Genomic DNA, 16,475 nt, shown 5'->3' on the forward strand with positions numbered 1-16,475 from the left:
TTAAGCCTGCACACCAAATGGGACGGTGAAACGGATATCGCCTTCGACCATGTCACGCATGTCTGACAAGCCGTTACGGAACTGGAGAGTACGTTCAAGGCCCATCCCGAACGCAAAGCCTGAGTACTCATCCGGATCAATGCCTACTGCGCGAAGCACGTTCGGGTTCACCATGCCGCAGCCACCCCACTCGATCCAGCCAGCACCACCCTTTTTATTTGGGAACCAAACGTCTACCTCAGCAGATGGCTCGGTGAAGGGGAAGTAATTGGTACGCATACGCGTCTTCGTCTCTGGCCCGAACAGCGTCTTCGCAAGGTGGTCGAGTGTGCCACGCAAATGAGCCATAGTCAGGCCTTTATCGACGGCAAGACCCTCAATCTGGTGGAAAACTGGGGTGTGCGTTGCGTCAAGTTCATCGGTGCGGAATACCCTGCCAGGGCAAGCAATGTACACAGGCACATCACGGTCAAGCATCGTTCGAACCTGGACAGGCGAAGTATGCGTGCGCATCACCTGGCGGGAACCAGGTTTACCAACGTAAAAGGTGTCCTGCAGCGTCCTCGCCGGGTGATCCGGAATGAAGTTCAGTGCATCAAAATTAAAGTATTCGGCTTCGATTTCTGGCCCTTCGGCGATCTCCCACCCCATGCCGATAAAGATATCTGCGATCTGCTCACTCAACGTTGTGATGGGGTGCATCGCGCCCAGCTGAGAACGACGTGTCGGTAGAGTTACGTCGACAGCCTCTGCTTTCAATTGAGCCTCGCGGTACTCGGCTTCACGCACCGCGTGAAGTTTGGCATACGCCTTCTCTACACGGCCTCGGGCCACATTCACTGCCCTACCAGCGTCTTTACGGTCTTGCTTTGGCAACGAACCGAGTGCACGCCGAGCCTGAGGGATGTAGGCTTGGTCGCCCAAGTGCTGCTTGTGAGCCTCTTCTAACGCCTGCAGGTCTGCAGCTGCTTCAAAATCCGAAATTGCAGCTTCTGCTGCCGCATTGAGTTTCTCTTCTGACAATTCGATTCCACTATTTTCCGACACACTCGGTCCTTCCGATTACGCTTTGTAGTAAAGGTTGTAAAGCCGTTAAAACGAAACTAAGCATACCTGTCGCTTCAGACACGACACATATAACTAAAGCTCTTGTTGCGCCATCTTTGCTTTGGCAGTTTCCCAAAGACACATTGCTGACGCTGTTGCAAGGTTCAGCGACTCTGCAGATCCCTGAATCGGGATTGATACCCGTACATCAGCACGATCTGCAATAGCTGTTGGCAATCCGTGTGCTTCGTTTCCGAACAGCCAAGCAATCGGGGCAGAAAGCAGATCACTTGTTTTCTCAAGGGATACCTCGCCGTCAATAGTCGTCGCTACTGTCTGAAGCCCTGCTGCTTTTAACTGGCCAAGGACGTCCTGGGTATTGCGCTCGCGTGCCACAGGTAAGTGAAACAACGAACCTGCTGAGGCCCGCACAGCCTTGCCCGACTCAGGATCGACGCAGTCGCCGGCAAATATGACAGCATCCGCCCCGCACACGTCAGCAATGCGAATCATCGTGCCTGCGTTACCCGGATCGTTAGTATCAATCCCGACCACAACAAAAGAAGGCTTACCGCGAAGAGCTGCCCCGACTGACCACAACACTGGCTTGCAAACAGCAAAAATACCAGTGGTGTTTACAGTGTCGCTCAAGTGCTTCGCTGCGATATCTGTAATGGCATGAACATATACATCCATATATTCTGCGGTAGTCACAACGTCAGCAAAGGCTTGTGACGCATGTTCTGTCACGAAGAGGTCAGTAGCCGCGCCCGTAGCTACGGCAGCCTCGACGCTGTTCACCCCTTCCACCAGAAAGCGGTTTGCTTTCTTGCGTCCTTTTGCGCGGAGCAGCTTCGCTGCATTCACGACTCGCGGGGTTCGTTCGGTGAAGGGCTGTGAAAAGTCAAGGGCCACGAAATTTCCTACTCCTGAATGTAAAAACCCGCCGCCAAGCGTTCACGCTTGCCGACGGGCTCCGTCCTAGTTCAACGTTCTAGGCAACTTATGCTGCATCAACTGGCGCATTTACGTCAGCTGGCAAGGCCTTCTTAGCGATCTCGCAGATAGCGGAGAAGGCTGCAAAGTCGTTCACTGCGAGCTCCGCGAGGATCTTGCGGTCAACCTCGACCTCTGCGAGCTTCAAGCCGTGAATGAGACGGTTGTAAGTGATGTCGTTCATACGGGCCGCGGCGTTGATACGCTGAATCCACAGCTTACGGAACTCACCCTTGCGCTTACGACGATCGCGGTAAGCGTAGGTCTGGGAGTGCAGCCACTGTTCTTTTGCCTTACGGTACAGGCGGGAGCGTTGGCCACGGTAGCCCTTTGCGGACTTCAGAATCGCGCGACGCTTCTTCTTGGCATTAACTGAACGCTTGACACGTGCCATGAGTCAATACTTCCTTTTCTTTCGTTCACCGGTTGTTTTAACTTGGGCAGTGCTTAGGACATGCCGAGGAGGCGCTTCATGCGCTTCACGTCGTTCTTAGCTACGTCGGTGGTACCCGAGAGCTTGCGACGACGCTTCGAAGACAGCTTCTCGTTCAGGTGGCGCTTACCAGCCTGCTCACGACGCAGCTTGCCCTTGCCGTTAACCTTGATGCGCTTTGCGGTGCCCTTGTGGGTCTTCTGCTTCATGTTGAAAGCCCTTCAGAGTTGAAAACTTGATCTACTTTTTGCCCTTGCGAGCAGGTCCGAATACCATCGTCATGTTTCGCCCGTCCTGCTTCGGACGGGACTCCACGACACCAACCTCTTGAATGTCGTCTGCAAGACGCTCGAGGAGGCGGTAGCCGAGTTCTGGGCGCGATTGCTCGCGGCCACGGAACATGATGGTGACTTTGACCTTGTTGCCCTTCTCTAGGAAGCGCTCCACATTGTTTTTCTTCGTCTGGTAGTCGTGCTCATCGATCTTAGGACGGAACTTCTGTTCCTTCACTACGGTCTGCTGCTGGTTCTTGCGAGCCTCGCGAGCCTTCTGATCCTGCTCATACTTGTATTTGCCGTAATCCATGATCTTCGCCACGGGCGGCTTCGCCTTTGGCGCAACTTCGACGAGGTCAAGATCGGCCTCGTAAGCCAGTTTCCGAGCATCGTCGGTACGGACGATCCCTACCTGCTCGCCGGACGGGCCGACCAAGCGGACTTCCGGGACGCGGATACGATCGTTAATCCGAGCTTCAGCGCTGATGAGAACTCCTAAAACATAGAAACCAATGTGTGATCGCTACCAGACCACCAGTGATTCTGCGCAAAAGCACAAAACCCGCGCTATTAGCAATAACGCGGGAGCTTTCCGTAGGCAACCAAAAAATGCTTTGGCTACCTTGACCCGTATCCTGATCACTATCGACCGGCATGGGGTGGGATTCACTCCACTTGTGGCCCAGGCACCTTTGTAAAGAATGCTCTGGGCGGTAGTGGTGAGAACTTTAATACATGAAGTTTATTCAAGCAAATCATGTATTCAAGCTGGATCTATTGCAATATCTCCTTCAAGAAAGCACCTGTATGAGACTTGCCATTACGTGCTACGTCTTCTGGCGTTCCCTGCGCGACCACCGTTCCACCGCCTGATCCCCCCTCAGGCCCCATGTCAATCACCCAGTCCGCCGACTTGATAACGTCCAGGTTGTGTTCGATCACCAACACAGTGTTGCCCTTTTCCACCAGGCCATTCAGCACAAGCATGAGCTTACGAATGTCTTCGAAGTGCAGCCCCGTAGTGGGCTCGTCGAGGATGTAAATTGTTCGGCCGTTAGTTCGCTTCTGCAATTCTGCCGCCAGCTTCACCCGCTGTGCCTCACCACCGGATAGCGTTGTCGCAGCCTGCCCAAGACGTACATAGCCCAGGCCGACGTCTACAAGCGTGTTGAGGTATCGATGGATTGACTGAATTGGCTCGAAGAACTCAGCTGCTTCAGAAATCGGCATATCGAGAACTTCGGCAATGTTCTTACCCTTATAGCGCACTTCGAGGGTTTCACGGTTGTATCGTGCTCCCTGGCACACCTCACACGGGACGTATACATCCGGTAGGAAGTTCATCTCAATCTTGATAGTGCCATCACCACGGCACGCTTCACAGCGCCCGCCTTTGACATTGAACGAGAATCGGCCAGCCTTGTAGCCGCGAACCTTTGACTCTTGTGTTTCCGCGAATAGGTTGCGGATCTTGTCAAACACCCCTGTATATGTCGCGGGGTTTGATCGTGGTGTACGTCCGATGGGACTCTGGTCGACTTGGACAAGTTTATCGAGATGGTCAAGGCCACTGACTTTCTTTACCCGTCCCGGGACTTGTCGAGCTCCATTGAGCTCATTCTGGAGAGTCTTAGCCAGAATCTGGTTTACCAGCGTAGACTTGCCAGACCCAGATACCCCAGTAACAGCTACCAACACTCCCAGTGGAATATCCACTGATACGTTCTTGAGGTTGTTCTCTCGCGCGCCCTCAACTCTCAGCTTGCGGTCTGCGTCTACCGGTCGACGCTGATCCGGGACCTCAATCTTTTTCCTGCCCGCAAGGTAGTCTCCGGTAATGGAGTTCTCTACTTCACGGATACCGTCGGGTTCTCCCTGGTAGACCACTTCCCCGCCGTATTCTCCGGCGAGCGGCCCGATGTCTACCAACCAATCAGCCTCACGGATCGTTTCCTCATCGTGTTCAACCACAACCAGCGTGTTCCCAAGGTCGCGAAGTTTCTTCAGAGTCTTAATCAGCCTCTGGTTATCCCGTTGATGCAAACCGATTGACGGCTCATCAAGCACGTACAGTACACCGGCAAGGCCAGACCCAATTTGCGTGGCCAGACGGATGCGCTGCGCTTCACCGCCCGACAGGGTGCCGGCTGACCGAGCGAGCGAGAGGTAACTCAGTCCTACGTCCAAGAGAAAGTGCAGCCGAGCTTGGATCTCTCGAAGTACCGCACCCGCGATCATTTCCTCACGGTAACCAAGTACCAAATTATCAAGGTATTCGGACGCATCCTCAATGCTCAGTTCCGTAAGCCCGGCGATGGAGCGTTCACCATGCGTTGTTGAGTCGAGGCGAACGGCGAGAATCTCGGGCTTCAACCTAGCGCCCTTGCACGAAGGACACGGTACCTCTCGCGTATAAGCAAGCAGTCGGTCTTTCTGGGTATCGCTTTCGGCCTGCTCGAGCTTACGCTCCAGGTACCCAATGACGCCTTCATAAGCTGCGCTGAATGACCGCTGCCTGCCGTAGCGGTTCTTGTACCGCACGCTGATCTTGGTTTTGGAACCATTTACCAAATGCTTCTGCTGCGTTTTCGTCAGCGAGCTGAACGGAGCGTGAGCATCAAAGCCCTCCTCTTTTGCTAACGCTTCAATCAACTTGACGAAGTATCGCTTGTTCGGGCTGGAGTTCCATGGCTGGAAAGCATCAATTGCTGGTGCGTCTGGATCTGGAATAACGAGTTCTTCGTCAATCTTCTTCTGCGTCCCGAGACCATCACACGTTGGACAGGCACCAAACGGTGAGTTAAACGAGAACGCGCGCGGCTCGTACTCCTCAACGTTAAGTTTGTGCCCGTTCGGGCACGCCATCTTTTCAGAGAAGATCTGGGTCCGATCAGGGTTGCCCTCATCGAAGTCAACGAATTCGAAGCCAACGAGGCCGTCGGCAAGTTTGAGTGCTGTCTCCACTGAGTCGGTGAGACGCTGCTTTTGGCTTTGCTTCACTTGAAGGCGGTCCACTACCACCGAAATCGTGTGTTTGACCTGCTTCTCAAGCTTCGGTGGATCGCTGAGCTGGTACAACTCGCCGTCCACGCTCACTCGAGAGTAACCCTGAGCGGCGAGATCCTTAAACAAGTCAACGAACTCGCCTTTACGCTTTCGTACTACCGGGGCAAGGACTTGGAACTTGAGGCGCTCCTCCATCCCCAGCACGCGGTCCACAATTTGTTGCGGCGTCTGCCGTTCAATCACAGCGTCGCACTCTGGACAATGAGGAGTGCCAGCCCGCGAATAGAGCAGGCGAAGGTAATCGTAGATTTCGGTGATGGTACCTACAGTCGAACGGGGGTTACGGTTCGTCGATTTTTGGTCGATTGATACCGCGGGCGATAGTCCGTCAATGTAATCGACATCGGGCTTATCCATCTGTCCTAAGAACATCCGAGCATACGACGAAAGGGACTCAACGTATCGACGCTGTCCCTCCGCAAAGATCGTATCGAATGCCAGCGAGGACTTACCCGATCCAGACAGGCCTGTAAATACGGCCATCTTGTCCCTCGGCAGAGACACATCGACGCCCTTCAGGTTGTGTTCTCTTGCTCCACGTACAACAAGACGGTCAGCCACCTAGATACCTCTTCCAGAAGATCGGTTCATTTTGTTCCGAACATACCAGCGTATACCACTTCGGTAATCACTGTTCTGGCGAAGAAAGAATTGACTAGGGTAGGCACCATGAATTCAGGATCAACTCCACTGCCCCAAATAACACTGCACCAAGTTTCCGTCGGCTCGATGGACAACAACTGCTATCTCCTCTGCGCAGATGGCCAGGGCCTGCTAATCGACGCCGCTGACGACGCGCCGGCTATCCTCGCCATGGCCGAACAGGCCGGAGTCAAGATCACGGATGTATTAACGACGCATCGCCACCACGACCACGTGCGCGCATTGGCTACAGTCCTGGAAGCAACGGGCGCTACACACTGGGCACCGTTCCTCGAGGTACCTGCCCTGCCTGCTCCTGTCGACCGCGAACTCCACGACGGCGACTCGATTTCGTTCGCAGGCCACGAGCTCCCAGTGGTAATTCTGCGTGGACATACCCCAGGTGGCGCAGCCGTGCGCGCCGACCTCAAGGGGGTGCCTAACCTCTTTGTCGGTGATTCCCTTTTCCCTGGTGGGCTTGGGAAAACCAATTCCGAAGGCGACTTCGTGCGACTCTTCCGCGATGTCAAAGAAAAACTCTTCGACGCATACCCGGATGAGACAATTGTGTGGCCGGGCCATGGTAAATCCACTACGCTTGGTGCAGAGCGTCCAGATTTAGATGTTTGGTGGAACCGTCGCTGGTAAAAGCGTAATCCGAATGTCGGACGTCACATAGAACGTATATACAGCGACCGGTACGTTGCGAAAAGAAAAGAGGAATGCATTTATGATTCGAAAACTCGCAAGGCCAATGCTCGCGTCCGTCTACATCGTTGACGGTGTTCAGACGCTGCGTGACCCAAATGCCAATAAAGAAAGCACGAAGGCGCTTTTAGATAAGGTCCGCGGTGCCGTTCCGAGCGAGTACCGTGGTCTGATCCCGAGCGACCCGAAGACGGCCGCTCAGGTCGTTGGTGGCATTAAAGCAGGTGCAGGCAGCCTCTTCGCCATTGGCAAGCTGCCACGCACTTCCGCTGCACTGCTCGCTGCGACTGCAATCCCCTCGATTATCGGCCGTAATGCCTTCTGGGAGGCTGACGAGGCGAATGAGAAGCAGCGTCGTCAGACTGGCGCGCTGACCGATGTCGCTCTCGCCGGTGGTGTGCTCCTCGCGACTGTGGACACTGCTGGCAAGCCAGGGCTGCAGTGGCGCGCCCAGCAGGCTGCCCGCACCGCGAAGAAGAACGTACAGCAGGCACTGCCTACCCAGTCTGAGACCGAAAAGGCTCTGGGTAAAGCAAGTAACTGGCTGTCCGATACTGCAGATCAAGTGGTCGACTACGTCGATAACAACAAGGATGACTGGAAGAAGCAGGCCTCTAAGTTTGCGGACCAGGCATCTGACGCAGCTGAGGGCTTCTGGCAGGATGCGCGCAAGCAAACCTCCTCGTTCCTCTCTGATGCGGGTGACTGGATGGAGGATGTTTCCGATAGCGCTCAAGACACCTACAAGGACTTGAAGCCAAGCAAACTCCAGCAGTTCAAGGCAAAGCGCAAGGTCAACAGCGTTGTTGGGGATCTCCAGGACAAGCTGGAGAGCCTCGAGCCAAGCAAGTTGGACCAGTTCAAGGCAAAGCGCAAGGTAAAGAAGAGCACCGCGAAGCTGCAGGACCGTGCCCAGAGCGCGGTTGACTCCCTGCAGGATGCCTTCGACAACTTGGATGTTGCGCCGTCAAAGTGCAAGCAGTGGAAGTGGAAGCGTAAGGCTAAGAAGGCCGAAAAGCGCGCGAACAAGCTGGTAAAGAAGGTTCAGAAGAAGCTCAGCTAATCTGACTTTCTGTAGTACACCCCGTGGCCGCATAGTTGTGGTTGCGGGGTGGCTTTTACTTTGAAGGAGATTATGTTCACCGTGTCAGAGCAAGAGGTTGCTCGCGAACAGCACTACGTCGACGGTCTATTTTCTCGTCTTGACGATGAAGTATCGAAAGCCCAAGCCAAACTGGAAGCGGTGCAACGAGATGTCGACCCTGACAACCCAGATTCTGATGCGCTCGTCCGGCGCGAAACCGAATATCATGGGCTGAATGCAAAACTCGATGCACTCAACCTGGCAGAAGTTGGCTTAGTTTTTGGCCGAATTGATGTGGAGGACGAGTCACCGGAGAATCTAGTCCCTAACAGCGACAATCTTGACCGACGCTATATAGGCCGGATGGGCATCGACGCCCCCGAAGACAAGTACCGGACGCTCCTCATCGATTGGCGTGCACCCATGGCACGGTCGTTTTACCTCGCAACGACGGCGCACCCTTCAGGCGTGCAAACCCGGCGAAACATCCGTATGAGGGGCCGCACGGTGGAAGCTATTGACGACGAGGTCCTCTCCGGCACAGGTACGGGCGTTGAAGCCTCGGGTGTCGGATCCGAGGCTGCGCTGCGACGCGCCATGAATCGGCCACGCACTGCGCACATGCAATCCATCGTTGAGACAATCCAGCGTGAACAGGATGCCGTCATTCGTGACGCTACGCGTGGAGTGATGGTTGTCGAGGGTGGTCCAGGTACTGGCAAGACTGCAGTCGCTCTTCATCGTGTTGCGTATCTGCTCTATACTTGGCGAGCGCAGCTGGCGAAGACCGGCGTCTTGGTTCTTGGCCCCAATACCGTCTTTTTGGACTACATCTCGCGAGTTCTTCCGGAGCTCGGCGAGACCGGCGTAGTGCTTTCCACCATCTCAGACTTAATCCCCGGTTTTACCCCGGAAGGTAGCGAGTCGCTTGCTGCACGGGAAGTCAAAGGCTCGATTGAGATGGTCACGATTCTCAAGCGGGCTGTGCAGTCATATGAGACGGTTCCGGAGCGCGCGGTAACCCTTTCAATTGAGAACGTTCCCGTCGCTGCGACGCCGGCCATGGTTAAGGCAGCCAGAACCAAAGCACGACGGTCACGTCGTCCTCATAATGAAGCACGAGCCGTGTTTGCGGAACATCTTTGCGAACTTCTTGCGCAAGCACTTGCCAACACCATTGGTGCGGACCCTCTAGGCGGTGAGAATCTGTTATCTGCTGCGGACGTCGATCAGCTCCACGATGACCTGGCTGAAGAATCCCAGGTCCGAGAGTTTATTGACGCCCACTTCCCTACTCTGTCGCCTGCAGAAGTACTACGCAATCTGCTTGAAGACCGCGACGCAATCGCGGCTGTCGCGTATGACTACGACGACTACACACAAGATGCCCTCTTTCGGGAGCCTGGTGCGGCAACGGCCCCGTCGGATGCTGCGTTACTCGACGAGCTGTCGATTCTTATTGGTAGTAGCCCAGCGGAGGGTATTCGTGACTCCGATGACGATGCGTGGCAACAGCAGGTGGCCGAGGCAGAGGACGCGTTGGACGTCTTGGCTTCATCCGAGTCCACTGACAACGATGACGACCAGTTCGAGGCTGAGATCCTTTCTGCATCAGACGTCATTGATGCGGAAACGCTCGCGCAGCGCCAGGCGAGCACCGATATCCGTTCGACCGCAGAGCGCGCACGCGCAGATCGCACATGGGCCTATGGGCATGTGATCGTGGATGAGGCACAAGAGCTCTCACCGATGGAATGGCGGATGGTGTTTCGGCGCTGCCCATCAAAGTGGATGACATTAGTTGGAGACACCGCGCAGACTTCTTCGCCTGCGGGTTCAGACGACTGGTCAGCAACGCTGGAACCGTTTGTTGGCTCGCGTTTCCGCACGCATACCTTGAGTGTGAACTACCGGACTCCGTCGGAGATTATGGAGTACGCCGCGAAAGTTCTTCACGCGATCGACTCAGAGGCAGCGGTCCCTGAGAGTATTCGAAGCACTGGGCAACCCGTCGAGTTTTGGCCTTCCGGCACCACCCCAGAAACTGTCGCAACATACGAGGATGGGCGCACGACAGCGATCATCGACAAGTCAAATGTCGATGCGATGAAGGGACTCGAATTTGACCATGTAGTACTAATAGAACCCCAAGAAATTATCGACGCCTCTCCGCAAGGTTGGCAAGACCTCTACGTGGCGATGACCCGAGCAACTCAAAGCCTCGCCGTCATCGGTGAGATGCCATAGAACAACCTCCGGCCATGCAGTTGGCCGGAGGTTGTTACATGAAGACGTTAGCTGACGGTATGTACGATCATGACGTCGCAGTCCGATTGGCGAGCAACGTCTGCTGGGACAGACCCCAGCAGGCGACCGGTCAGAGAGTTGATACCGCGGTTACCGACCACCAGCAGTTCCGCATTGTTGTCACGAACAATCGCCATCAGAGCCTCTACTGGAGTACCCGGACGGGTCGCAGTCTGCACGTCTTTTGCTCCGTGCTGTCGCGCATGTTCTGCTGCCGCTTCAAGATTTGCCAACGCGTCCTTGTCACCGAGGATGGTGACCGAATCTTGTCGCAGGCTCTTCGTCGCGTCCGCTTCCGTTTCGTAATACGCGGTACCGATCACTAGCGTGGCACCAAATGCACTCGCCATTTTTGCAGCACGCTCAACGGCGAGCAGTGAAGACTTGGACCCGTCGGACCCTACGACGATGGTCTTGTAGTAATTGGCCATAGCTGTATTCTTGAGACCTTTCCTGATTCAGCTGTCGCTCGCTGGATAACGGTGGCGCCAACAAGCACGGTCAAATTTATAGTACCTGGTTCTAGCGCGGATGAAGGCTAGTCGTGGCCTTCAGCTCGGGTGTCAACGAGCATGACATCAACCGGCGCCTTCTTTGCCACGCTACCTGGGATGTTGCCGAAGACTCGACCGGCGAGGGACCGCATTCCTTTGTTTCCAACCACGAGGAGATCTACGCTGTATTCCTTTACTGATTCCAGCAGTACATTCGCAGGCTGGCCGCCACTGGAGACCAAGTTAATCTCTGGTGCCTGTTCTTCGACTGCGATCGCCTTCGCACGCCTCAAGATATCCTCGGCGCCCGATTCCGTCACGATATCGATCTTGCTCAGCTCCGCGTTGGTTGCGTTCAGCATCGAGCCCGACGCTGTGTAGTGAGCACAGATGACTGTGAGCTTCGCGTCATACACGCGGGCCAGGCTCGCAGCAGCACGAACCGCAACAAGCGAAGTTGGTGAACCGTCAGTACCGACAGCAATCGACTTATAGGTATGCATAGATTCCTCGAACCTTTCTTAGTTTCCTGTATCTTTCATACCACGAAGTTCCTTTCGGAGATCAGCAATTTCATCACGCAGTCTGCCGGCGAGCTCAAACTTCAACTCGCGAGCTGCTGCACCCATTTGCTTCGTAAGGTCGTCGATCAATGCTTGTACCTGATCAGAGGCCATCTCGGACACGTCTGGCTTCGATACAACTGCGGTATCCGAGGCAACGCCATTTTCAGCTTCACCGTCAGTGTTCTCATATACCTGATCCAAAATGTCGGCAATCTTCTTGCGCAGCGGCTGCGGATCGATCCCATGTTCTTTGTTGTACGCCAACTGAATTTCGCGACGCCGCTCTGTCTCACTGATTGCTTCCTTCATCGACTCAGTGACCTGGTCGGCGTACATGATGACCTCTCCAGATACGTTACGAGCTGCGCGCCCGATAGTCTGAATCAGCGACTTGGTCGAACGCAGGAACCCTTCCTTGTCGGCGTCGAGAATTGCAACAAGTGAAACTTCCGGCAAGTCGAGACCCTCTCGCAGCAGGTTGATGCCAACGAGGACGTCAAACTCTCCAAGCCTCAGCTGGCGGAGCAGCTCAACGCGCTGCAACGTATCAATGTCAGAGTGCAGGTAGCGCACCTTTACCCCGTTATCCAGGAGATAATCAGTCAAGTCCTCAGCCATGCGCTTCGTCAAGGTAGTGACCAGCACGCGCTCGTTCTTCTCCACCCGGACGCGAATCTCGTCAATCAGGTCGTCGATTTGTCCCTTCGTCGGTTTCACCGTGACCTTTGGATCGACGAGGCCTGTTGGGCGAATAACCTGCTCAACAAACTCGCCGTGTGCTGCTTCGAGCTCGTAATCGCCCGGTGTCGCGGACATGTACACCGTCTGCCCCACGCGCGATTCAAACTCATCGAAGGTCAACGGACGGTTGTCGACGGCACTCGGCAGCCGGAATCCGAATTCCACGAGGTTGCGCTTCCTCGACATATCGCCTTCAAACATTCCTCCAATTTGCGGGACGGTCACGTGGGACTCGTCGATAATTGTGAGGAAGTCTTCCGGGAAGTAGTCGATGAGCGTCGCCGGCGCCGATCCTGCCTCGCGCCCGTCCATGTGACGAGAATAGTTCTCAATGCCTGAGCAGAAGCCAACCTGCTGAATCATCTCGAGGTCATACTCGGTGCGCATCCGAAGTCGCTGAGCCTCAAGTAGTTTTCCGCGGTTCTCAAGGTCCTCTAAACGGTCTGCAAGCTCTTCTTTGATGGATTCGATCGCCTTTTCCATTCGCTCTTCAGTGGCCACGTAGTGGGTAGCAGGAAAGATCCGAAGCTCATCTTCTTGGCTCAGCACGTCTCCCGTGAGCGGATGAATGTAATACAAGCTGTCAATCTCGTCTCCGAAGAACTCAACCCGAACCGCGACTTCCTCATACGCAGGAATGATATCGACGACGTCGCCCTTTACTCGGAACGTACCGCGTTTGAAGTCAATATCGTTGCGCTCGTACTGGATATCAACGAGTAATCGAAGGAAGCGGTCACGCTCAACCTCTTCCCCCACGCGCAGCACCACAGAGCGATCAAGGTAGGACTGCGGCGTACCAAGGCCGTAGATACAAGAGACTGACGACACCACCACTACGTCACGACGCGACAGCAATGCGGAGGTAGCTGAGTGACGCAGGCGTTCCACATCATCATTAATGGAGGAATCTTTTTCGATGTATGTATCCGTCTGAGCGATATATGCCTCTGGTTGGTAATAGTCGTAGTACGAGACGAAGTACTCAACCGCGTTATTTGGGAGGAGCTGCCGAAGCTCATTTGCTAGCTGCGCGGCGAGCGTCTTGTTCGGAGCCATCACGAGCGTTGGGCGCTGCTGCTTTTCAATCAGCCACGCTGCCGTCGCCGACTTGCCGGTGCCGGTGGCACCCATGAGGACGACGTCTTCTTCTCCCCGGTTGAGACGTTCATCTAGCTCTGCGATCGCTTTAGGCTGATCACCCGATGGCTCAAACTCCGAGACGACTTCAAAGGGCTTTTCTCGACGCTCGATCTCGCCTACTGGTCGAAACTCCGAATGTGCCAGGACCGGATGCTCTGCTGCAAATGCCATGCAGCTCAGTCTAATGACTCAACCAGATTCCTCAACGTTGATGCTGCAACAATTCTCGCTCGACATAGTCGACCAAAGCATCCACCTGCGGAGCGAGCTCAGACAACGGACCGTTATTGTCAATCACGTAGTCAGCGGCCGCGAGTCGATCGTCGTCATCAATCTGCCGTGCTATACGGGAACGGGCGTCTGCCTCCGATAGACCGCGCGATTGAACCAGTCGCCTCACTCGCTCTTCCTCATTCACGTCGACTACAACAGTGAAGTCCATCTGACGGTGCAGCCCAAGCTCTACAAGCAGTGGCATATCGTACACAGCAACCCGGGCTCCTTCAGCTTCAGCGGCGTCGAACTGCCGTGATGACTCCTTACGAATCGCAGGATGCGTAATCGAATTCAGCTTCTGCGTCTGTTCCTCCGAGGCAAACGCCCGCTGCGCCAGCAACTTGCGGTTCAAAGCGCCGGAAGCGTCCACCAGGTCATCGCCGAATGCAGCAGCCACCTCTTTTAGCGCATCGTTTCCTGGTTGCAGAACATCGCGCGCGATACGGTCAGCATCGACTACGACGAAGCCACGCTCGCGTAACAACGCGGCAACGGACGACTTTCCGCTTCCGATTCCTCCGGTAAGCCCAATTTTCAACATGCGTCACATAATAGGCGAAAACCCCTTCCTGAAATCCAGGAAGGGGTCGTCGATTAGCTAGTAAAGACTAGTTGCCAGCGAGCTTGTCGCGAAGTGCTGCGAGCTGCTCGTCAGATGCGAGCGACCCACCTGCGCTAGCGGTCTCATCCGCTGCCGGAGCTGCAGCGTTGGACTGCGAGGAGTAGTTCGCCTGGTCACCCGCCTGCTCTGCCGCCTCGGCAGCAGCAGCGCGATGACGCTCGATCTGTGCAGTGTGCGCCTGGAAGCGGCGCTCAGCCTCTGCGTAGCGAGCCTCCCACTGCTGACGAGCTTCGTCGAAGCCCTCCATCCACTCGTTGGTCTCCGGATCGAAGCCCTCTGGGAAGATGTAGTTGCCCTGCTCATCGTAGGAATCAGCCATGCCGTAGCGGGACGGATCGAACTCTTCGTTGTAGTCCTCGTCCGCCTGCTTCAGCGACAGCGAGATACGACGACGGTCGAGATCGATGTCGATGACCTTGACCATGACCTCTTCGCCAACGTTGACAACCTGGTCCGGTACCTCGACGTGGCGCTGTGCCAGCTCGGAGATGTGAACCAGACCCTCGATGCCCTCTTCGACGCGAACGAACGCACCGAATGGAACAAGCTTGGTGACCTTGCCCGGCACGATCTGGCCGACAGCGTGGGTGCGTGCGAACACGCGCCATGGGTCCTCCTGGGTCGCCTTCAGCGACAGGGAAACACGCTCACGGTCGAGGTCGACGTCGAGAACCTCAACGGTAACCTCATCGCCGACGGTGACAACCTCAGATGGGTGGTCGATGTGCTTCCAGGACAGCTCGGAAACGTGAACCAGACCGTCTACGCCGCCAAGGTCCACGAAAGCACCGAAGTTGACGATGGAAGAAACAACACCCTTGCGTACCTGACCCTTCTGCAGCTGGTGCAGGAAGTCGGAACGAACAGCGGACTGCGTCTCTTCGAGGTATGCACGGCGGGACAGAACCACGTTGTTGCGGTGCTTGTCCAGCTCGATAATCTTTGCCTCGAGCTCCTGGCCAATGTATGGATCCAGATCACGGACGCGACGCATCTCAACGAGCGACGCAGGCAAGAAGCCACGAAGACCGATGTCGAGGATGAGGCCACCCTTGACAACCTCGATGACCGTACCAGTAACTGGCTGGTCGTTCTTCTGCAGCTCCTCGATGGTGCCCCATGCACGCTCGTACTGAGCACGCTTCTTGGAGAGCAGGAGGCGACCTTCCTTGTCCTCCTTGGTCAGGACCAGGGCGTCGATCTCGTCGCCGACCTGGACAACTTCGTCCGGGTCAACGTCATGCTTGATCGACAGCTCACGGGTAGGGATAACACCCTCAGTCTTGTAGCCGATGTCAAGGAGAACCTCATCGTGGTCAACCTTAACTACGGTGCCGGAGACGATGTCACCATCATTGAAGTACTTGATGGTTGCGTCTACAGCGGCGAGAAATTCCTCAGGTCCGCCGATATCGTTGATTGCGACCTGTGGTGCGTTGGAAGTGCGCATAAGTTAAATGTGCTCCGAAATTGAAATAGGAGATCGTATTTGGACAGGGGCATATCATCTCTTACCAGTGCGGAAAGATCCCGCAATATGAGCCGGTGATGCCCTCCTATTACGACACCACGAGACCTATTGCCCAGATATGCTCGTGCAAGAATATCGCCTTTGCCCAGCTCGCGCAAATATCAACACTCGGATAAATCCCCATCAGGTCGACCGTTAAGGCAAACAACACGCCCTTCACCGAACTCGCCAACTGAGAACACCGTAAGTCCGCCGCACCGCCAATAAGACGCAAACTCGCAGATCAACGCAATACACTCGCCATCCTCCACCCCCTTAATTGGTCAATATTTTGTTTAATGTAGTCCATTTTTGGCCAATTCTCTTACGCTCCCCACAGACGTCTGTTAGTGTTTTCATTGCCACGATCAAGGCGCAGCAGCGATAGATAAGGCCGATCTAGAGCTGTGAAACCTCGCGAGGTGAACCGTGGCACCGCTTCTCGGGGGAACTCGGGGGAGGAAGCGGTTGATGGGGGAAGGCAGTCCCAGACGGATTGAGAAGGAGGCTCTGGGACCGTCTCGGGGCTATAGAGCGGAATAATGGGGGGCCGCTCTATAGCCCC

The 16,475-nt window shown here is 55.3% G+C and carries 14 protein-coding genes; 3 read left to right on the forward strand and 11 right to left on the reverse strand.

Annotation, left to right across the window (positions count from 1 at the left end):
- The 6 genes from pheS to uvrA all read right to left on the reverse strand — a co-directional run bounded on the left by pheS (position 1) and on the right by uvrA (position 6,378).
- Positions 1–1,029: a phenylalanine--tRNA ligase subunit alpha gene (pheS, locus tag KBX13_RS09820; protein ID WP_369822297.1), complete on the reverse strand. Its 1,029-nt coding sequence runs from the start codon at positions 1,027–1,029 to the stop codon at positions 1–3.
- 111 nt (positions 1,030–1,140) lie between these two features.
- Positions 1,141–1,962 carry an RNA methyltransferase gene (locus KBX13_RS09825; protein WP_070362523.1) on the reverse strand — a complete coding sequence of 274 codons (822 nt, stop codon included), beginning with the start codon at positions 1,960–1,962 and terminating at the stop codon, positions 1,141–1,143.
- Positions 1,963–2,050: 88 nt separating this feature from the next.
- Complete coding sequence (gene rplT, locus KBX13_RS09830) at positions 2,051–2,437, reverse strand: 50S ribosomal protein L20 (protein WP_070362524.1); 387 nt, start codon at positions 2,435–2,437, stop codon at positions 2,051–2,053.
- A gap of 53 nt (positions 2,438–2,490) precedes the next feature.
- A complete protein-coding gene (gene rpmI / locus KBX13_RS09835; protein WP_070362525.1) occupies positions 2,491–2,685 on the reverse strand; it encodes a 50S ribosomal protein L35 in 195 nt (64 codons plus the stop codon).
- A gap of 31 nt (positions 2,686–2,716) precedes the next feature.
- The gene (gene infC, locus KBX13_RS09840) at positions 2,717–3,265 is read right to left on the reverse strand and encodes a translation initiation factor IF-3 (protein WP_083290943.1); all 549 of its coding nucleotides are present in this window, start codon (positions 3,263–3,265) and stop codon (positions 2,717–2,719) included.
- Positions 3,266–3,525: 260 nt separating this feature from the next.
- Positions 3,526–6,378, reverse strand: a complete 2,853-nt coding sequence (gene uvrA / locus KBX13_RS09845) for an excinuclease ABC subunit UvrA (RefSeq protein WP_256022005.1) — start codon at positions 6,376–6,378, stop codon at positions 3,526–3,528.
- 108 nt (positions 6,379–6,486) lie between these two features.
- On the opposite strand from uvrA, the gene KBX13_RS09850 reads away from it, so the two are divergent.
- The 3 genes from KBX13_RS09850 to KBX13_RS09860 all read left to right on the forward strand — a co-directional run bounded on the left by KBX13_RS09850 (position 6,487) and on the right by KBX13_RS09860 (position 10,498).
- Positions 6,487–7,107: an MBL fold metallo-hydrolase gene (locus KBX13_RS09850; RefSeq protein ID WP_256022007.1), complete on the forward strand. Its 621-nt coding sequence runs from the start codon at positions 6,487–6,489 to the stop codon at positions 7,105–7,107.
- Between the two features lie 82 nt (positions 7,108–7,189).
- Positions 7,190–8,230 (forward strand): DoxX family protein, encoded by a 1,041-nt coding sequence (locus KBX13_RS09855; RefSeq protein WP_071573918.1) that lies wholly within the window; start codon positions 7,190–7,192, stop codon positions 8,228–8,230.
- A gap of 72 nt (positions 8,231–8,302) precedes the next feature.
- Positions 8,303–10,498, forward strand: a complete 2,196-nt coding sequence (locus tag KBX13_RS09860; RefSeq protein WP_256022009.1) for a UvrD-helicase domain-containing protein — start codon at positions 8,303–8,305, stop codon at positions 10,496–10,498.
- A gap of 47 nt (positions 10,499–10,545) precedes the next feature.
- Here the strand turns inward: KBX13_RS09860 and KBX13_RS09865 are convergent, their stop codons facing one another.
- The 5 genes from KBX13_RS09865 to rpsA form a co-directional block, all read right to left on the reverse strand.
- Complete coding sequence (locus KBX13_RS09865) at positions 10,546–10,989, reverse strand: universal stress protein (RefSeq protein WP_070362531.1); 444 nt, start codon at positions 10,987–10,989, stop codon at positions 10,546–10,548.
- Between the two features lie 107 nt (positions 10,990–11,096).
- Positions 11,097–11,555 carry a universal stress protein gene (locus tag KBX13_RS09870; protein ID WP_070362532.1) on the reverse strand — a complete coding sequence of 153 codons (459 nt, stop codon included), beginning with the start codon at positions 11,553–11,555 and terminating at the stop codon, positions 11,097–11,099.
- Positions 11,556–11,573: 18 nt separating this feature from the next.
- Positions 11,574–13,673 (reverse strand): excinuclease ABC subunit UvrB, encoded by a 2,100-nt coding sequence (gene uvrB, locus KBX13_RS09875; RefSeq protein WP_256022010.1) that lies wholly within the window; start codon positions 13,671–13,673, stop codon positions 11,574–11,576.
- Positions 13,674–13,704: 31 nt separating this feature from the next.
- Entirely contained in the window at positions 13,705–14,319 is a 615-nt protein-coding gene (gene coaE / locus KBX13_RS09880) for a dephospho-CoA kinase (protein WP_256022012.1), read from the reverse strand.
- Positions 14,320–14,386: 67 nt separating this feature from the next.
- Positions 14,387–15,850, reverse strand: a complete 1,464-nt coding sequence (gene rpsA / locus KBX13_RS09885; RefSeq protein WP_070362535.1) for a 30S ribosomal protein S1 — start codon at positions 15,848–15,850, stop codon at positions 14,387–14,389.
- Positions 15,851–16,475 lie beyond the last annotated feature (625 nt).

Source organism: Corynebacterium sp. CCUG 51687 (genome assembly GCF_024453995.1).
GTDB classification, from domain to species: domain Bacteria; phylum Actinomycetota; class Actinomycetes; order Mycobacteriales; family Mycobacteriaceae; genus Corynebacterium; species Corynebacterium pseudogenitalium.